The organism is Methylorubrum aminovorans (assembly GCF_022179725.1).
Classification (GTDB): Bacteria; Pseudomonadota; Alphaproteobacteria; order Rhizobiales; family Beijerinckiaceae; genus Methylobacterium; species Methylobacterium aminovorans.
On the sequence record NZ_BPRC01000034.1, the window covers coordinates 13845 to 29495 of the forward strand.

Genomic DNA, 15651 nt, shown 5'->3' on the forward strand with positions numbered 1-15651 from the left:
CCCGGACTAGCCTTTCAGTCCGAAGGTGGCCTGCTCCATCGCGGGAACCGACTTGACCTGCATGTTGAGGTAGTTGGAGACGTCGCGGAGCGTCAGGCGGCGGTCGTAGTAGCCCTGGAACACCAGCTGCGCATAAGAGCGGCCCAGCTGGCTCAGCACCACCAGGTGGCGCGGCGGGCCGCCGGTGGATTTTTTGCTGTCGAGGTCGTCGTATTCTTTTTGGAACGCCGGCCGGCGGCTGTCATAGAACGCCTTGGTGGTGCGCCCGAGGGTCAACAGACGGCGCAGGACCACCTCGCGGCTGACGCCGAACCGGACCGCCAGCGCGGCCAGCTCGTCATCCGCCCAGGTCTTTTCGCTGCCTTTGCGAGCCACCAGGGTTTCGCTCAGCAGCCAGTCTTTGGGGACCAGCGCAGCCGCGGCCACGGCGTTGCAGAATTGCTCGACCCGGGCCGCATCGGCGCGCCGCTCGTCCGTACCAAACCCGCTGACCCCGCTCGCCCGCACGGCGAGGTGGCAGAACTCGTGCAGCAGGGTGAAGGTGCGCCCGTTGGTGCGATCCTTGGAATTGATCAGGATCAGCGGCAGCCGGCTTTCGGCGATGGCGACGCCGCGCATTTCGGTGAGCGGTAGCCCGGGGATCAGGAACACCAGCACGTCGCGAGCTTCGATCTTGGCGCGCCAGTGGTCGAAGGCCTTAGCCCGCCAGGCTTGCTGGTCGGTGGCGGTGACGTCCAGGAAGCTGCGGATGCGCTCGCCCAGGGCTTCCTCGTCATCGTTCAGCGTGGCGCTGAACGTGAACTCGGCGGCCGGCTCCCCCAGGTCGTCGTGCAGGTCCAGGGCCAGGTCCCGGCGCTCCTGCGCCTGCCGGATCACTGCGGTCAGATCCGGCGTGAACGCCCCGGGCTCGGCCTCCGCGAGCTTGCGGAAGTCCTGGATCGGCTGGAACCCGGCCGGCGGCTCGTTGAGGTAAAACAGGCTGGGGGCCCGCTTGTAGACGTTAGCAGCGGCCAGGAACTGCGGGAAGGTCAGCTGGGCGTCACCGTTCTCGGCGGCCAGCAGCTTCTCCACGCTGATGGCAATAGCCTTCGCCGCCGCCTCCGGAGAGAGACGGGCTTGGTCCCGGGCCCATGCGAGCATGGCCGGGTTGATGAAGGCAGGTACACTCTTGGCCATGGTTACGCTTGCACCATACCACGTCCGTCAAGAGTGGCAGGGGTCCTGTGCAGAACGGCAGAGGCACACTGTTGTTGCCGCCACAGGAGCATAAGCGTTCGCTCTTCGTTCACCTACGCAGGAAACGCATCGCTGCCGCTACACGTGCAGTAGCTTACCCCCACCGCGCCATGCCGCTGCAGGCGAAGCGCACCCGTTCCGGCGTATCCGGCCGGATGAACGGTGCGGAAAACCGGTGATGAGACACCCTCACCGATAGCCGCTGTTGATCCGGCGCTGCATCTCCTGCTGGTCGGCCCGCCGGTCGAGTTCGCGCAGTCCGCCGTAGAGCTGGGGCAGGCCGTAGTAGCAGCCTGCCCACACCAGCAGAAGCACGAGGTTACGCCGGCTCGTATTGCCGGACCAGACGACGAACCGCACCACCATGATAATCAATAAAACCCATGCGAGCAGCGCAAAAGCCCCAGCTGTTGGTGGGCAAGTGCGGTTACGCTCGCACCAGATGTTGTCGCTGTTCCAAAGCGACACGGGCGGATAAATCAAAAACCAGAAGACTGTTTTGAGAAAATTCGCAGCGCTTGTCAGAAAGTCGGCAACAACCGCCCCGTCGTTGTCCACGGCTGATCCCCTGAAACGGCCAAGCTAACCGCATCCTATCGGGGACGAGGCACCGCGCCTAGGCAAGCCTCACAGCGTCAAGAAAAGCGTCGTGGAAGCTTTTGCGCATTGAAACGGGCAGGGCGTCCTCGGCTGGGATGGCGAGGGTCAGGGAAGCGCCCCGGCGCGCCACGGTGAGGTTGTCGAACTGGTCGAGCCGTATCCAGTAGCTTTCCGGGCTGCCGTCCGGGTCCAGACAGGCGAAATACACGGTCCAGTGAAAGAACCGGGCGAAGGTCCGCATCCGGCGGATCTCGTTCAACTCAAAGATAAAGTGGCCGTTGTAGAGGGATTTGACCTTCACATCGAACGCGACGGCACCGACACCAGGCACGCCTACCACGTAATCCGGGCGTTTCATCTCGCCGCGCAAATGGTCGGGGACGCTCATGGGCGTCTGGTCGAGATAAACATGCGGCAGGCGGCTGGCGTCGAGCCAGTTTTGGAAGCGGCGCTCGCCCTTGTCACCCTTCGCCTGGTCGGCCGGGTGAATGGGTCGGGTGGTGATACGAGGCGCGTTGTACCGGCTCTTTTGCATGTGCCCTTATGGGCGGCCTTGGCATCCGGAGCTGACGGCGGTTAACACTACATCGCCATTGGCCGGAGCAGGCAGGGGTGGGCGACTTCTACCAGGTCATCAAGACCATCAAGGGCCGACCCTACCGTTACAAACAGCGCACGTTTCGCGCGGGCGGCAAGGTTTGCACGGAAAGCCATTACCTGGGACCGGCTTCAGACGCGGAGGCGACACGCATCCGGGCTGAGATGGCTCTGCGCAAAGGCGGGCCGTCACGTCCTGCCGTGCGCCGTGCGATCGCCCGTCTCGCTGATCCTGCAGCAGCGGGAACCCGGTGGAAAAAGCCCTGGGACAACTCAAGTCCGAGACGGCAAAAAGTTTATCGGATTGAGGCGTTTCAGCGGGTCATTACGACCTGCAGGGCTGTCATCAATGAAGCCGACGCAGCCTATTACGATTGGAGAAATGACCGGCTAGGGCTCCCGCCACAGGCTCGTTTCCATCGAATAGATGGGGGCGATGCCGATCGAGAGTTCTATCATGTTGTCCTTCATGAGCTAGCGCACTGGACCGGACACCATACGCGCTTGAACCGGACTGTTCCAAGGTCGAGTATGACTGACTATGAAACCATCTACGCCCAAGAGGAAATGATTGCAGAGGCCACGGCGGTTATCATTGCGGAACAACTTGGCTTCGCAAGTCAAACAAACGGGCTGCATGAGCATTATTTCCAGCATTATCTAGGCGAAATGCCTGATCGTGCAGCCGCCTTGGCAAAAACCGAGCGCGAAGCTCACCGAGCGGCGTGTTATATCATGGGCCAGGTTAACACTACGCTTGCATCGCATGATACGGTGTCACCATGAGCCAGTTATCCGAAGACCACATTGAAATGATCCGCATTATGGCCGAAAAAGGCTATTCTGTAGAAAAAATATCCTTCCTCATGCGTGCCGATGAATGGATTATCGAAGCGGTCTTGCGCGGAGAAAATCCAGATACAAAGTCAAAAGATGCGCCTGACAACCCAATATTCCAAGGATACAAAGGAAAATAACGGACTTCAGGACCCGATCGAAGGGTCCGATGGAGCGGTTAACACTACAACAGATCGCGAATAAACCGCCCTTTTGGGCGGTTCCGGTTAGTATTCCGAGGCTAGCATCAGGGTTAGCACCCGCCTGGTGACAAAGGCATTGGCAGGGTCAGGCGAGTGATACTTCATCGCCCGGTCGTAGTAGTCGATTTTCCAAAACAGCTTTTCCCCGTTGACATCAAAAGCGCCGAAATCGTGCTCGCCATGCGGATCGTTATCCGGTGTAAAATCGGAAAATTCCGTGAGTTTGATCAAGGCAGCAGTGCGGAACACCGGCTCCAGCTCCTGAATGCCCGTCGTCATAACGAACATTCCGCCGGTCAGGGTCGTCCTGAAATCATCATTTAACTTGCGTATTTGTTCAACATTGTGGTTCACTTGTTTATCAGTCTTTGATTTTCGTGGTTTTAGATTGATAGGGCCTCCGGCTAAGAGGCCCACTTCCTAGACGTACAGCGCAACTTTAATTGCGATGTAGATCATCAGCCCTTGCAGGGCTAACCAGAGCAGTTCTTCGAGGGCAGCTCTGGTTTTTTTCAGTCCGTTCATAGTCATTCACCTCCTTTCCGTTAAGAAGAATATGTAGTAAAGCTTCATTTATGACAAGTAAAAATTGAAGTAATACTACATTTTTGTTTACTGGACGGAGCTTACTTGCTATGTTGAAAATGAGAGATGAGCCATATTCAGGACGCCCTATCAAACTTCAGCCCGGAACAGTGCCGGGCCGCTCGCGCCATTCTAAAAATGACCTATCTGGACACCTGCCAAGCAGCCGATCTGTCACAAGTGACCCTCAGCAAGTTTGAAGCGGGCGGCGAGGTGCGGGCCTCGGTTGTGGAGCGGCTTCGCGCTGCGTTCGAGGCGCGGGGCGTCACCTTCGCACCCGATGGCCTCGGGCTGACGTGGCAGCGGCCTGCCGGTTAACCCTACGCCCCATGGATGAGGGGGAGGTTGGAACTGGCGCGGCGAAGCCTGCGCAAGGAGGCGGCTTGCCGCCTATGGAAGCCCACCGCCGGGCGGCTGGGTCGGGGTCAAGGCCCTTGCGGCCTTGAGGCCGAGCCGGACGGCTGGCCCACCCGGTTAACACTACGCCCCATGGGGCGACGGCATCGCGCGTCAGTGATCGTCACCCGGAGGGCCGAAACCGCCCCGGGCGGGTTCGGGAAGCCGCCGCAGGCGGCGCGTAGAGCACGGCCCGCAGGGGACGCCCGGCAATACCTGTCGCGATCCTGGACGCTGTTGCAGCAGCTGCAGGGGGCAGGATTTCATCTGCGCGACAGGGGCACCGGTTAACACTACGCACCACGACAGCCCGGGGCCGTCCAGGCCCGGCTAACCGTGGCGCACCGCGCTTCGTCGGTTCGTACGAACGTATGTCGGTACGAACCGACGGACGACAGCTGGCGCTGCCAGCAGCCAGGGGTGTGGGGCAGGCAGGACCCCACCAGCCGCCCGCGGGCGGCTTGGGATGGTGTGGAAGGGTTCCCCTTCCGCCTTCGGCAGGCGTGGCCTGCCGAACACGGCACCGCAGGAGCCGCCGTCACTTCAAGGCGAAGTCCGGGAAGTGACGGCGGCGGCGCGTGGGCGCACCACCGCAGAGCAAAGCACCAGCCACGGCCGATGATGGGCAGCCGGTCCCTGTTAGGCGCGACTGTCAGCAACGAGTGAGGGCGAGTGACAGAAGGAAACGTCTGCCGCTTGTCTGCGCGGCAGACCGGCCACAGTCCGGCGGGGCGCGTCTAGCCCTGCAAACCGCGTCACCCCAGGCCCTCGGGCCACGTCCTTTTCAGGATGAACGACAGGCCACCCGACAGGCCACAAGCGAGCAGGGCGTTACCCTGCGAACCTACCGCGACAGAACCACCCCACGGGCACGGATGCTGGTAGCTCCCATGATGGAGACCGAATTGAGCGAGAAACCAAACAGAGGCGGCATGGCTGACATGGCACAGCGGCCCACCCGCCCGGTGGACGCAACGGCGACTTAGAGGAGAGGTGAAAGAGACCCAGACTTAGACGGTTATGGTTTGATTATCCCGACCTTTACCGCAGAAATGCGGGCTGACCGACAGGCTATATGCCCCGGCGGCGGTCAAAAGCACTAAACGAAAGAAAGTATCTTAGGCGTGGATCATCTCGCCCAAGACTTGAAGCAGATGGGCTTGAACAGCGGGGGCGGAGCAATCCGCACCCGCGTTCAGCGCACCCGAGGTTTACAACTGATCGCCCGCGAGCTGCGGGCGCTGGGGCACGTCCTGCCCTCGGCACGATCGATCAAGGACATTCACATTCAGAAGCTGGTGGCCAAGTGGACCGATGACGGCCTGGCCACCGGCACAATCAAGAACCGAGTGAGCTGGATGCGCACCTGGTCGCGCAATGTCCGCAAGGGCAGCGTGATCCCGAAAAGCAACGCGGATCTTGGGATCGAGCTGCGGGCGACGTTCAAGGGCAACCGGGCGGAAGCGACGAGGCTGGCGCAGTACGCCAGCCTGAACGAGCGCGATCAGCTCGCCGTCCGCCTGCAAATGGCCTTCGGGATGCGGGTCGAGGAAAGCATCCTTTTCGAGCCGGAAACCGCCGTACAGGGCGACGCCCTGCACATGAAAGCGAGTTGGTGCAAGGGCGGCCGGGCGCGGGTCATTCCGATCACGCACCAGCGGCAGCGGGAATTGCTGGACGAGCTGCGCACCGTCGTGGGCAAGGGCTGCCTTGTCCCCCAGGGGGTCAAAAGCGTCGTCTACCGTCGCCAGCTTGACCGCCGCACCTGGGCGGCGGGCATCCGCGATAAGCACAAGCACAGACATTGGTACGCCCAATGGCGCTACCGCACGTTGACCGGACAGGAGTGCACGGCGGCCGGGGGCAGGCCGTTCGAGCAGATGACGGCAGCGGAGCGCCGGGCCGATTACCGGGCGCGGCAGACCATCACCCGCGAGCTGGGGCACGAGCGCCGCCAGATCACCGACGCGTACCTTGGCTATCGGTTCGCCCGCCGGAAGGGGGCCGCATGAAGCCCCGCCTAAACTCTCTGGTGGCGGACCTGCGGGCGACCACAGCCGAAAACCGCGCAGCCCTGGCGGCGACCTTGTACGCCCTGGAAGGGCTGCGGGAGAGAATGCAGGCGGCAGCTAAGGCTGGGTTCGATCACCTGACCGTTCCGGGGCCGGATGGGCTGGACCTACGCGAGACCGAAGCCGCCGCCGCTGCCTTGGCGTGGCTGAAGGCCGAGAAGATCGGCCACCGATGGACCGCACGCGGCGGCGGCGATACCGCCGCCGGGACTGCTCAAGACCTGGTAGTGGACTGGCGCACGGCCGAGGTCGGCGGGGTCTGACCGACGGGGGAGGGGGAGACCCTGCCCGACCGGGCAAGAGCCGCTGGATCGTCGCCACGGCGACGAGGGAGGGGGGGCCGCGCGAGTGGGGGGAGGGAGAGCTTGGCCCCGGGCCCCGCAGGAATAGCGGCACGGAGTGACGAGGAGCGAGAGAGGGAATGCGGCAGGGGCCGCAGTCCGGAACGAGCGACGAGAAACAAAGTGTGATGCAGGCGAAATGGCTGTTAAACTATTTCAGTAATGTGAGTTTTCAGTTTAGCAAGCCAGTCCTGATTTCAGGGGGGTAGGGCGGGGCCTCGGGCAACCATTTGCCGTCGCCGATGACCCGCCGGATGGCGTTGTCGATCACTTCCGGATCGCGGAGCAGGCCCCAGTGCGGCGGCTTCGGCTCTGTCCGTTTCATGCTCTCACGAACGCGCAGATAGGGGGCTTCGGGGTCGTCATCGCCCGTCCGGAGGGCGTCCACACGAGCGCGGGCAATATCGACTTGGACGGCGTGTTCGACCCGCGCCCGCGCCTCGGCCCGCTGCCGGAGGTATTCGCGGGCGTTGGCAATCGCCTGCTGCTTCGCCTTTTCCTGCGCGGCTAGCTCTGCCTGTCTGGCTCGCTCTGCCGCCTCCCTGTGGTCGTCGGCGACGCGCAGCTGACGGGCAAGCCCGGCCTCGTAGTCGCGGCGGATCTGCTGGCGTTCCTTTTCGGCTGCTGCCCGCCGCTCGCTACGCTCCCGGAAATGCCTTGGCACGGCCTCTTTCAGAATTGCATAGGCCCGCAGGGACACCCATGGAATGTAAAGGATCAAGAACCACTGCCAGTGGCTTAGAACGGCGCCGATCCAACCTAAGACCGCACGCAGAAACTCGGCGTCGCTGCCGTTGGTCGTCCGTAGCCATGTCGGCGTCATCGGCCGGAATGGCCCGATGAAGCCGACGACCGGGTGAAAGGCCAACAGGAACGCGAGGATCAGCCAGCACCAGACGAAGGCCTTGGCCGCGCTGGCGATGAGTTCCGGCCAGAACCGGCCCTTGCTCGCCCCGGTGAAGTAGCCCTCCAAACCATCGCCAACCCGTTCGGACAACGAGGGTTCGCGCTTCTGGAAGGCGCGGCGATAATTCGGGTCATCGGGAACAAGCTGATTGCCCGGCACGGCGGCCTCGGTAAGCTGGGCCGCCAGTGGAGCGGCGGGCCGATGTTGCCGACATACAGACAAGCTGCAAGCCCTGCCCCGTCCGGAGCTGATGACCGGATCGAACTGGGCACGGCGCTGCCGGATGCCGCCACCCTGGACAGGCTGGTGGCCAAGTGGACCGAAGCGGTTTCAGATCCGTACCTGCCTGCGGCGGAGCGGCTGGCACTCACGCCGCTGGGGTTCGAGGCTTACTGTTACGCCGTCGAAGGGCGGGACAAGATCGCCCGCGAGACCCGCCGCCGCGAAGCGCTGACCTGGCAGATCGAGGACACCGGGAAGGGGGTCGGCACCCTCCATGTCCTGGGCGAGGAAAGCCCGGAGGTGCTGGCGTTCCTTCGCTTTGATCGGCAGAGCGACGACACTCCGGATCTCGCCGGCTGGCTGCGCTACCTCCGCCGGAAAATCCCCGTCGAGAAGCTGATGGAGCGTTGGCCGGAGTTCCGGCCGGTGGCGGCCTTTCCAGAGGCCAGCCGGCGAATGCACACCCTCGTCGTCGCCGCGACGGGGCACGGTAAGTCGGAGGTGCTGAAGGCCCTCCTGCACCCCTACGCCCAACGCCGGCGGGCGGGCGTTCTCCTCATCGATCCCGGCCGGACCCTAGCGGTGGACGTCGCCCGCTGGCCCGAACTGCACCGGGACAATCGGATCATCTACGTAGAGCCGGAACTGCGCGCCGGTCTGACAGTCGGGTTCAACCCGTTCGACCGCGCCCACCTGCTCGATGTCCGCGAAAAGAGCCACCTGGCGGAGACCATCGGCACGGCGATCAGCGAAATGACCGCCAACCTGACCGACAACATGGAAACGCTGGTCACCAACTGCGCGCGGGTGCTGTTGGACCAACCCGACGCCACCATGGAGGATCTGGGCCGGATGGTGGTCGAGCCGCCGGACCCGAAGAAATCGCCGTTCGGAGGGTTCATCGACCGTCGCCGGGAGCGATTGTTACAGGCGGCCTACCACCACCCTGACCGGCATGTGCGCGACTTTTTCCGTTTCCGCTTTGGGGCCGGGTCCTACGCCTTGAACCGGGATTTTCTCGGCAATCGCGTAGACCGGATTACCGGCATGGTGGACGTGCGCAACGCCCTGTTCGGTCCCTCCACCATCGACCTGGAGCGCGAGCTGGACGCCGGAAAGTTCGTCGTCGTGAACCTCGCCAAATACGGCAAGCGCAAGCAGCGGGCCGCGATCGGGCGGCTGCTGGTGACGATGGCCGCCGCGATCGGCTCCCGGCGGATGCAGCGCGAGGGACCGTACACGCCCCTGCACTTGGTCGTGGACGAGGTTTCCGCGATGACCAGCCCGCAGATGATCGAGGTGCTGAACGAACAACGGAAAGTCGGCGTGCACGCTACGTTTGCACAGCAAACGGAGGGCGAGGGGTTCAGCAAAGAGCAGGCGATGGCCCTTGTCGGCAACACGCGGTGCCGCCTTGCCGCCCTTGATGATCCAAGGCGCGGGGCGGAGCTGCTGGCCTACCGGGGCAAGGCCGACGAGCTGCCGCCGCTGCAGCGCGGACAGTTCTGGGTGCATTGGGAGGGGGTGCCAGGCGTCCACACCGTGCAGGTCCGCAGCGATCTCGTCGTCCGCGATACGGAGGGCAAGCTACGAGCAGATGTAAGCCCGGATCGATGGCTGCCGGAGGCGGCCTGGCAGGCTTACGTTGCGGGACTGACGCGGCCGGGCGGGTACTATCGCCGCTCAGAGGTGGCGCTGCCGGACGAGGTCGAGCCGATCCCACCAGCCCGCAACCCGCCTGTGCCGGAGGCACCGCCACGGCCTGTACCGCGTACCGCGGAGCCTCCTGCAGAACGTGCTGGTGCCGCAGCGCAGACCGTCCCGGAGCGGCCCGCCACGAGCCGGCCTCAAGAAGCGCTGAGGCCGGCCGCAAAGCCGGCTGCAGCTGCCAGCCCTCCTATAAACGTACAATCGTACGAGCGTACGAACGTACAGAACGAGGCCCGTACACCGGAAGCGCCGGCGAACGCTCCGCCTCGGCGCGGGCGCACCGCCAGCGCGCCGATCCTGGTGACGACAAAACCCGAGAAGCCCGCCGCGCCTTCAACCCAGAGCCCCAGTGAGGGTAATGACGTGCTCAAGAAGCCCGAGCTTCCCATAGGGGAGCCATCGCAGCCGCCGGCCGCTTCGACGGTGAAGCGTACGGATGCCAGTGGGCAAGCTGGCGATACATCGACAATGCCCCCCCTGCGCTCAGCCGAACTGGGCCTGAAGAAGCCGCTACGTCCCGGTGAGCAACCACCACCTCAGGAGAAAGCATCATCCGCTGCCGGCAAGCTTGTTCGCCCAAAGATTGACACGCAAGGCCCTGGTCAGGATCGCAAACTGCCCTCTATCAATCGGGGTCACGAACCGGACTAGGACACCGCCATGCCGCGTGAGGTGCCCGTTTCACCCTTGCAGCTGCGCTTGCTCAAGGCACTGCATGTCTACCGGCTGCTGACCTACGACATGATGCGCCGGGTGGGCGTGGGCCGGGATCCAGGCGCCCTCGCGGGCGCGGCCCGCTATCTCCATGCACGAGGTCTAGTGGGCCGGCATGAGGGTGTGCTGGTCAGCCGGGTCACGTCGCTGCCGCTGATCTACTGGCTGACGCCCCGGGGCGCCGGCGCGCTGTTTCAGCACGACGGCACCGACGCGGTGGGCTCGGAACGCACCTTTGGTGATCTGCACGAGGTGCTGCACCGCCTGGGGATTGTGGACATCCATATTGCTCTTAGGGCCTGGGCGGAGGCAGCCGGCGTGGAGCTGCTGCAGTACGTCACCGACTTTGAACCGGGCTCACGCGGCCGGCACAAGGCCACCAAAATCGACGGCCCCGGTCTGACGTTCGTGCCGGATGCATTGGCTTGGCTGCGCCTGCCTGGCGAGAGCGAGGCCGACCTGCTTGTGATCGAGCTGGAGCGTGGCGGCGAACGGGGCGACCTGACCCGGTTCTTCAGCGGCAGTCAGAACCGGGGCAAACTGACGTTCCTCCGCACCGTCAGTGCCGGGTGCTACATCGAGAACGCCCTTGGCACGCCAGCGCGGCCCCTGGCTCGTCCACGCTTCCTCGTCGTTTTCAAGGACGACGCTCTCCGGGAAAAGGCCCTGGCGCGCTGGAACGCGGCGCGGTTTGAGCCCAACCACGACGATTGGAGCTGGTTTTTCATCAAAAGCCTGCCCGAGGTCGCCGCAGATCCTGGCGGCGGCTGGCATCAGCCTGGTGACCGGGCGCAACGGCCTCTGTTCCGCAAGCTTGGCCAGACGCTGGAACCAACGCCGGCTTGAACGTGCGTGTGAGCATCCCGCGGGGCCTACTCGCCTGTCGTCCGCTCAAATCTGGGGCGAGGGTCCAACCAGCGCTCGCCGGGTCAACGCTTCGTCAGCACTCCAAAATCAACGGATCTTATCGTTTACTTTCAATGACTTACAAGCTGTCCTGATCCCCAGACAACGCTGTGCCTGCAGCTGCACCTTAAATCTGGGGCGAGGGTCTGAGCGGCGGCAGGCAATTGTTTCAGGCGCGGCGCGGGGCAAGTTCATCCTCACCAAGCCACAGGGTCAACCTTGGCAGAACGGGCGCGGCGCGCCCGTCAGTCGACGACCCGCGCAGCGGGTTCAACGGTGCAGGCGCTAGGAGGGCCACAGGCGGCGGTTTTAGGCCGCTTTGGCGCCTTCGTCGCTCTAACTCCCGTTCGGCTGCCACAACGCATCCTAGAGGGCGCACAGGCCGCCAACACCACGACCCCTCGAAAGCCCAACTTGGCCGCCCGACAGGGCGGCCTCCTATCAAAGCTAGCCGCCGTAGGCGGCTTCCGGTTTGGGTGGGGGAGCGGGTGGCGCGTTAGCGCCAGGGGCGGGGGTTGAGCTGCAGATGACCTGGGAGGAGACACTGCAGCTCCGGTGTCGTTTGTGGTCAGGTCGATTTCGGGGTTGTGGAAAGGCTGGGGACGTCTTTGTTAAGTCTTTAAATATATCTAATAGAAAAGGTCTTTAGAGAAATTCCGCTGCTCGCGCCTGGGGTTACGCCCTAAATCTGGGGCGAGGTTTTATTAAACTGGGGCGAGGGACGACAAATCTGGGGCGAGGGGTTCCAAATTCTGGGGCGAGGGTCTGATTTTGAGGGGGGTCGGCAGGCAAATCTGGGGCGAGGGTCTGAAATCGACCTTCTGCGGCGGAAATCTGGGGCGAGGGATCGGCGGGCCAGAGGTTTAGCGCCCAATTCTGGGGCGAGGGTCTGAAACGGCCCTGAATGGGTGTGTCTGACCGGGATCGCCACGGGTCGAAGTGCCTGAAAACGGCCTTTTGGGCCAATTCTGGGGCGAGGTTTCCCGCTAAAGCCACGGTTAACAAAGGGTTTCCGCCAAAAACTGGGGCGAGGTTTCCCGCCTGATCATGCCGCGTCGGGCGAAAGAGCCTCGGGATCTGTGCCTGTGGTCTGCTCAGCCAGCTCATTGGCCTTGCTGACCAAAAGCTCCATCTCGCCCTGGGTCGGCAGAGCATGGACGTAGTGCCAGCGGCGGCCCTTGTGCCAGCCGGATCCGGTGACCTCCTCGCGGTAGCTCGCCAATCCCTTGGCAGCGACCATGTCCTTGAAGGCCTCGCGGCATTCCTTGCGGAACTGGCTGCGCTTGGCCGCCGTCGCCCCCTCGCCCCAGAGTTGGCGCCCGGCGAGATGCGCCAGGCGCTCCTCATCGATCCAGGTATGGTTCGGCTGACTGTCGATGAACGGCCAAAACACCTTGGCGTGGTCGGACTTTAGGCGGAACTGCACCTCGGCGTTGACGCTGACCAGGGCAGCCTTCTGGATCATGTTCACGACGGTTTGCCCGTAACGCACGACCACCTCGCTATCGAGCTGGGCGCCGGACCAGGACAGTTTCGTGATCATCGGCTCGGAGGAGCCCGCAGTATCTGCCAGGCGGCTTTGGCTCCGGCTCTTGAAGATCTTTTCCATGTCTTCCAGGGAGCGCCCCTGGTGGATGATCAGGCTAACCTGCTGGATCTCCTGAAACACGGTCATCAGCGTGAGCAGATTATTGACGTGCTCGGTCTTGTTGAGGGCCTTGAGCAAGGCCCGCCACGTGGTTTTCGTCTCGCAAACCGAGAGCAGCGGTGGAATGAAGGTGCCGCTGCGATAGGCCGGATTGTTCTCGTAAACCGTGGTCGGCTTCATCCGGAACAGCGCGTAAATCGCGTCGCGGTGCTGGCTGCCGAGTTCCCGGCCTTTCACCTCGATTACGGAGTAGCCCGGGACCACGTAAGTCTGCGAGAAGTTGCTGTCTGTGATCAGCCCCTGCCGCCGCGGGGCGAAGGCGGACGTGCGTGCCAAACGGTCCGGCAGCATCGACGGGTTCTTGCGGCCGCGCTTGTTCTGCATCGTGCGCTTCTTGCGCTCGATGCGGGCGATTTCGGCCGGCGTGAGGTTGAACAGGTCGGTCATGGCAGGAGGCAACGCTACCGCGGAACGGGAAACCTCGCACCAGATTTGCAACACTCCATGCCCAAAACGGCAGCACTCTTAGTGAGATAGCCGGCGCATGTCGTGACGCTGCAACAGCGTGAGGCCAGCCGACGACCGTACGGGCGTACGAACGTACGTTCGTCGGTTGGTATCTAGGAGTGATTAGCCCGGTACTCTTCCCAGATGCGCAGGAACAGCTCGCTGTTGGTCATATCGCGCTCGGCGGCATAGGCTTTGAACTGCCGGCGAACCTCGGCAGGCACCTGGAACGGCATCTGCACCGAAGCGGTCGCCGCGGCGCGGCGCAGGACGGGCTCGGCATTGGTTTCAGCCGGCGGCTTGCCTTTGCTTGGCAGCGGCTTGGGCAGGCGCTTACCGGGCTCAGGCGCAGCTGCAGCCTCAGGTGCGAGGTCGGGCTTGGGTGGGCGCGGTAGCGAGGTCACGGTGGCGCTGCTCATGCGGCGTTCTCTTTCTTCGATGCGGGTTCAGCCTGGGTCAGGCGCTCAATAAGTTCAACAAACACCTGCCGGGCGCGATCGGCCAAGCCCTTGTGCTTCACCTCCGTCAGGGTCTGCCCAACGTCGAGGGCGCGGCGGTAAAGTGTGGCGTCTTTGAGGGTGGTGTTGGCCACGTAGTAGCCAGCCTCTTCAAAGTAATCGCGGGCCTGCTGGATCTCGACGGCGCTGTCGCCCACCTTGGTCAGCAGCACGACAATCCGCTGTTTCTCCACGCCACCCTTTTTCAGGTCGTGAAGCACGCGCACGGTGGGCTCCAGATCGTCCGTGCCGATGCCACTTGGCACCACCACCAGCTTGCTCGCCGTGGCAGCCTGCAGCGTGTCCCTGGTCGCAAACCCTGGGCAGTCGAGGATCATCACGTGGAAGAACCGGGCATCCTTGAGCGCCTTATCGAGGGTCATGGTCTCCACCCGGATCGCCGGTGTGTACCCGTTGGCCGCCCGGCGGCGCATCCAGTTCCATGACGTGCTTTGCGCCACGTCCAGGTCAGCGATCTTCACCTCCCAACCGCCATCGTCCATGCGGGCGAACTGCTCGCCCAGCATGCGGGCGATGGTGCTTTTGCCAACGCCACCTTTCTGCCCGAGCACGCTGATGATGTAAGGGTCTGCCATGATTTGCCTTTTCCTTTCTCGACGCTCCTACGGTCGTATGTTCGTACGTACGTATGGGTGTATGAGCCGCGTTCTGTAGGGTCGTACATACCGCGCTTCGGTGGTTCGTACGGTTTCACACTTCACGGCTGCGGTGAAGTCATAGCGATGCAGCAGCACCGTCGATGAGACCACTTCACGGACCCACTGTGCTCAGAAAGATACGAACCGCGGGATGTACATACCTACTTTTGTAGGTTCGTACGTACGTACGCCGGTACGACGGCGCTACAGGATCGCCGTCAGCGCCGGATCGACCTGGTTGTTGACGATGATCATCTGCGGTGGGCAGACGGCCAGGAAGCGGCTGTGTGTTGCCGTCCAAAGCGCAGCCTGGGGTGACAGCCACTGCGTCAGGGTCTCGATCTCCTGATAGGCGTTCAGGAGGTTGAGCTGCACAATCGGCTCGTAATGCGCGATCCGGTTCCGCAGACCGCGCACGTCATCGAGCTGACCGGACACGCTGCGGCGGTGGATGCCACGGGCCCCCACGAAGATCGGCCGCAGATGCTGCCAGAGGTGATGCTGGTGGCGGTTAAACATGCCGGTCCAGAAGCCCAGGCTGAGTTCGGCCACCACGTGTCCCCGGGTCAGACCCGTACCGAGCGAAGCAAGCTTGCGGTGGGCATCCTGGACCTTGCGCTGCAGGGGCACATGGCGGACCACCGCGGGATCGTTGAACCAGTTCGAGGTGAACTGGGCACTCAGCGCATCGTCCACGCGGTTGCGCAGCACGATCTCCAGGGTGTGCAAGGGTGTGTAGAAAGCCTCGGCCAGAGCGACGTTGCGGGCATAGAGCCGGTGGGCCAACGCGGCATCGTTGTTGGCCCAAGCCAGATAGCGGGCGAAGCGGGCCGGCGCGACCGTATCAACGAACGTGCTCATCCCCTCAAACAACCCCCTTGAACTTTTTGGCCAGTTGACCCATTATATTTGGGTAAGCCCCGGTTGGTCCCTGCTCTGCATACCTCCGGGGTAAGCTTTTTCTATCGTTTAAGCAAATATTCTTCTGCAGTTAGCTGTTTTAGGCTGACACCT

Annotated in this window: 16 protein-coding genes; 7 read left to right on the forward strand and 9 right to left on the reverse strand. The window is 63.1% G+C overall.

All coding sequences use genetic code 11. The features are described 5' to 3' along the window. Nucleotides 1–6 precede the first annotated feature (6 nt). The 3 genes from MFF24_RS25095 to MFF24_RS25105 form a co-directional block, all read right to left on the reverse strand. The gene (locus tag MFF24_RS25095; RefSeq protein ID WP_238228720.1) at nt 7–1176 is read right to left on the reverse strand and encodes an ImmA/IrrE family metallo-endopeptidase; all 1170 of its coding nucleotides are present in this window, start codon (nt 1174–1176) and stop codon (nt 7–9) included. A 249-nt stretch (nt 1177–1425) separates the two neighbouring features. Continuing rightward, entirely contained in the window at nt 1426–1794 is a 369-nt protein-coding gene (locus MFF24_RS25100) for a hypothetical protein (RefSeq protein WP_238228721.1), read from the reverse strand. A 58-nt stretch (nt 1795–1852) separates the two neighbouring features. Continuing rightward, a complete protein-coding gene (locus MFF24_RS25105; RefSeq protein WP_238228722.1) occupies nt 1853–2371 on the reverse strand; it encodes a hypothetical protein in 519 nt (172 codons plus the stop codon). Nucleotides 2372–2448: 77 nt separating this feature from the next. Here MFF24_RS25105 and MFF24_RS25110 point away from each other — a divergent pair, with 77 nt between their 5' ends. Together MFF24_RS25110 and MFF24_RS25115 are read left to right on the forward strand one after the other, a co-directional pair. Next, a complete protein-coding gene (locus MFF24_RS25110; protein WP_238228723.1) occupies nt 2449–3219 on the forward strand; it encodes a zincin-like metallopeptidase domain-containing protein in 771 nt (256 codons plus the stop codon). Beyond that, nucleotides 3216–3410, forward strand: coding sequence for a hypothetical protein (locus MFF24_RS25115; protein ID WP_238228724.1), 195 nt, complete (start codon nt 3216–3218; stop codon nt 3408–3410). Before MFF24_RS25110 ends, MFF24_RS25115 begins: the two co-directional genes overlap by 4 nt. Nucleotides 3411–3497: 87 nt before the next feature. Here the strand turns inward: MFF24_RS25115 and MFF24_RS25120 are convergent, their stop codons facing one another. Beyond that, nucleotides 3498–3827, reverse strand: coding sequence for a DUF3768 domain-containing protein (locus MFF24_RS25120; RefSeq protein ID WP_238228725.1), 330 nt, complete (start codon nt 3825–3827; stop codon nt 3498–3500). 297 nt (nt 3828–4124) lie between these two features. Here MFF24_RS25120 and MFF24_RS25125 point away from each other — a divergent pair, with 297 nt between their 5' ends. The 3 genes from MFF24_RS25125 (at nt 4125) to MFF24_RS25135 (ending at nt 6789) form a co-directional block, all read left to right on the forward strand. Further along, a complete protein-coding gene (locus MFF24_RS25125) occupies nt 4125–4376 on the forward strand; it encodes a transcriptional regulator (RefSeq protein WP_238228726.1) in 252 nt (83 codons plus the stop codon). Nucleotides 4377–5578: 1202 nt separating this feature from the next. Next, nucleotides 5579–6466 carry a phage integrase N-terminal domain-containing protein gene (locus MFF24_RS25130; RefSeq protein WP_238228727.1) on the forward strand — a complete coding sequence of 296 codons (888 nt, stop codon included), beginning with the start codon at nt 5579–5581 and terminating at the stop codon, nt 6464–6466. After that, entirely contained in the window at nt 6463–6789 is a 327-nt protein-coding gene (locus MFF24_RS25135; protein ID WP_238228728.1) for a hypothetical protein, read from the forward strand. The genes MFF24_RS25130 and MFF24_RS25135 overlap by 4 nt, the downstream gene beginning before the upstream one ends. Before the next feature lie 250 nt (nt 6790–7039). On the opposite strand, the gene MFF24_RS25140 is transcribed toward MFF24_RS25135, so the two are convergent. After that, a complete protein-coding gene (locus tag MFF24_RS25140) occupies nt 7040–7933 on the reverse strand; it encodes a hypothetical protein (protein ID WP_238228729.1) in 894 nt (297 codons plus the stop codon). Nucleotides 7934–7975: 42 nt separating this feature from the next. Here MFF24_RS25140 and MFF24_RS25145 point away from each other — a divergent pair, with 42 nt between their 5' ends. Continuing rightward, on the forward strand, nt 7976–10357 hold the full coding sequence (locus MFF24_RS25145; protein WP_238228730.1) for a type IV secretory system conjugative DNA transfer family protein: 2382 nt from the start codon (nt 7976–7978) through the stop codon (nt 10355–10357). 9 nt (nt 10358–10366) lie between these two features. Further along, complete coding sequence (locus tag MFF24_RS25150) at nt 10367–11266, forward strand: hypothetical protein (protein ID WP_137831821.1); 900 nt, start codon at nt 10367–10369, stop codon at nt 11264–11266. A gap of 1105 nt (nt 11267–12371) precedes the next feature. Here the strand turns inward: MFF24_RS25150 and MFF24_RS25155 are convergent. The 4 genes from MFF24_RS25155 to MFF24_RS25170 form a co-directional block, all read right to left on the reverse strand. Next, entirely contained in the window at nt 12372–13421 is a 1050-nt protein-coding gene (locus MFF24_RS25155; protein ID WP_238228731.1) for a hypothetical protein, read from the reverse strand. A gap of 173 nt (nt 13422–13594) precedes the next feature. After that, nucleotides 13595–13900, reverse strand: coding sequence for a hypothetical protein (locus MFF24_RS25160; protein WP_137830740.1), 306 nt, complete (start codon nt 13898–13900; stop codon nt 13595–13597). Beyond that, on the reverse strand, nt 13897–14574 hold the full coding sequence (locus tag MFF24_RS25165; protein ID WP_137830741.1) for a ParA family protein: 678 nt from the start codon (nt 14572–14574) through the stop codon (nt 13897–13899). Before MFF24_RS25165 ends, MFF24_RS25160 begins: the two co-directional genes overlap by 4 nt. A 267-nt stretch (nt 14575–14841) precedes the next feature. After that, a complete protein-coding gene (locus MFF24_RS25170; protein WP_238228732.1) occupies nt 14842–15498 on the reverse strand; it encodes a hypothetical protein in 657 nt (218 codons plus the stop codon). Between the last annotated feature and the right edge of the window lie 153 nt (nt 15499–15651).

Excerpts from the sequence above, each read along its gene's own strand:
- MFF24_RS25145 (WP_238228730.1), top strand. The coding sequence starts at position 7,976 with ATGTTGCCGACATACAGACAAGCTGCAAGCCCTGCCCCGTCCGGAGCT.
- MFF24_RS25165 (WP_137830741.1), bottom strand. The coding sequence starts at position 14,574 with ATGGCAGACCCTTACATCATCAGCGTGCTCGGGCAGAAAGGTGGCGTT.
- MFF24_RS25150 (WP_137831821.1), top strand. The coding sequence starts at position 10,367 with ATGCCGCGTGAGGTGCCCGTTTCACCCTTGCAGCTGCGCTTGCTCAAG.
- MFF24_RS25115 (WP_238228724.1), top strand. The coding sequence starts at position 3,216 with ATGAGCCAGTTATCCGAAGACCACATTGAAATGATCCGCATTATGGCC.
- MFF24_RS25155 (WP_238228731.1), bottom strand. The coding sequence starts at position 13,421 with ATGACCGACCTGTTCAACCTCACGCCGGCCGAAATCGCCCGCATCGAG.
- MFF24_RS25095 (WP_238228720.1), bottom strand. The coding sequence starts at position 1,176 with ATGGCCAAGAGTGTACCTGCCTTCATCAACCCGGCCATGCTCGCATGG.
- MFF24_RS25135 (WP_238228728.1), top strand. The coding sequence starts at position 6,463 with ATGAAGCCCCGCCTAAACTCTCTGGTGGCGGACCTGCGGGCGACCACA.
- MFF24_RS25125 (WP_238228726.1), top strand. The coding sequence starts at position 4,125 with ATGAGCCATATTCAGGACGCCCTATCAAACTTCAGCCCGGAACAGTGC.
- MFF24_RS25105 (WP_238228722.1), bottom strand. The coding sequence starts at position 2,371 with ATGCAAAAGAGCCGGTACAACGCGCCTCGTATCACCACCCGACCCATT.
- MFF24_RS25160 (WP_137830740.1), bottom strand. The coding sequence starts at position 13,900 with ATGAGCAGCGCCACCGTGACCTCGCTACCGCGCCCACCCAAGCCCGAC.
- MFF24_RS25170 (WP_238228732.1), bottom strand. The coding sequence starts at position 15,498 with ATGAGCACGTTCGTTGATACGGTCGCGCCGGCCCGCTTCGCCCGCTAT.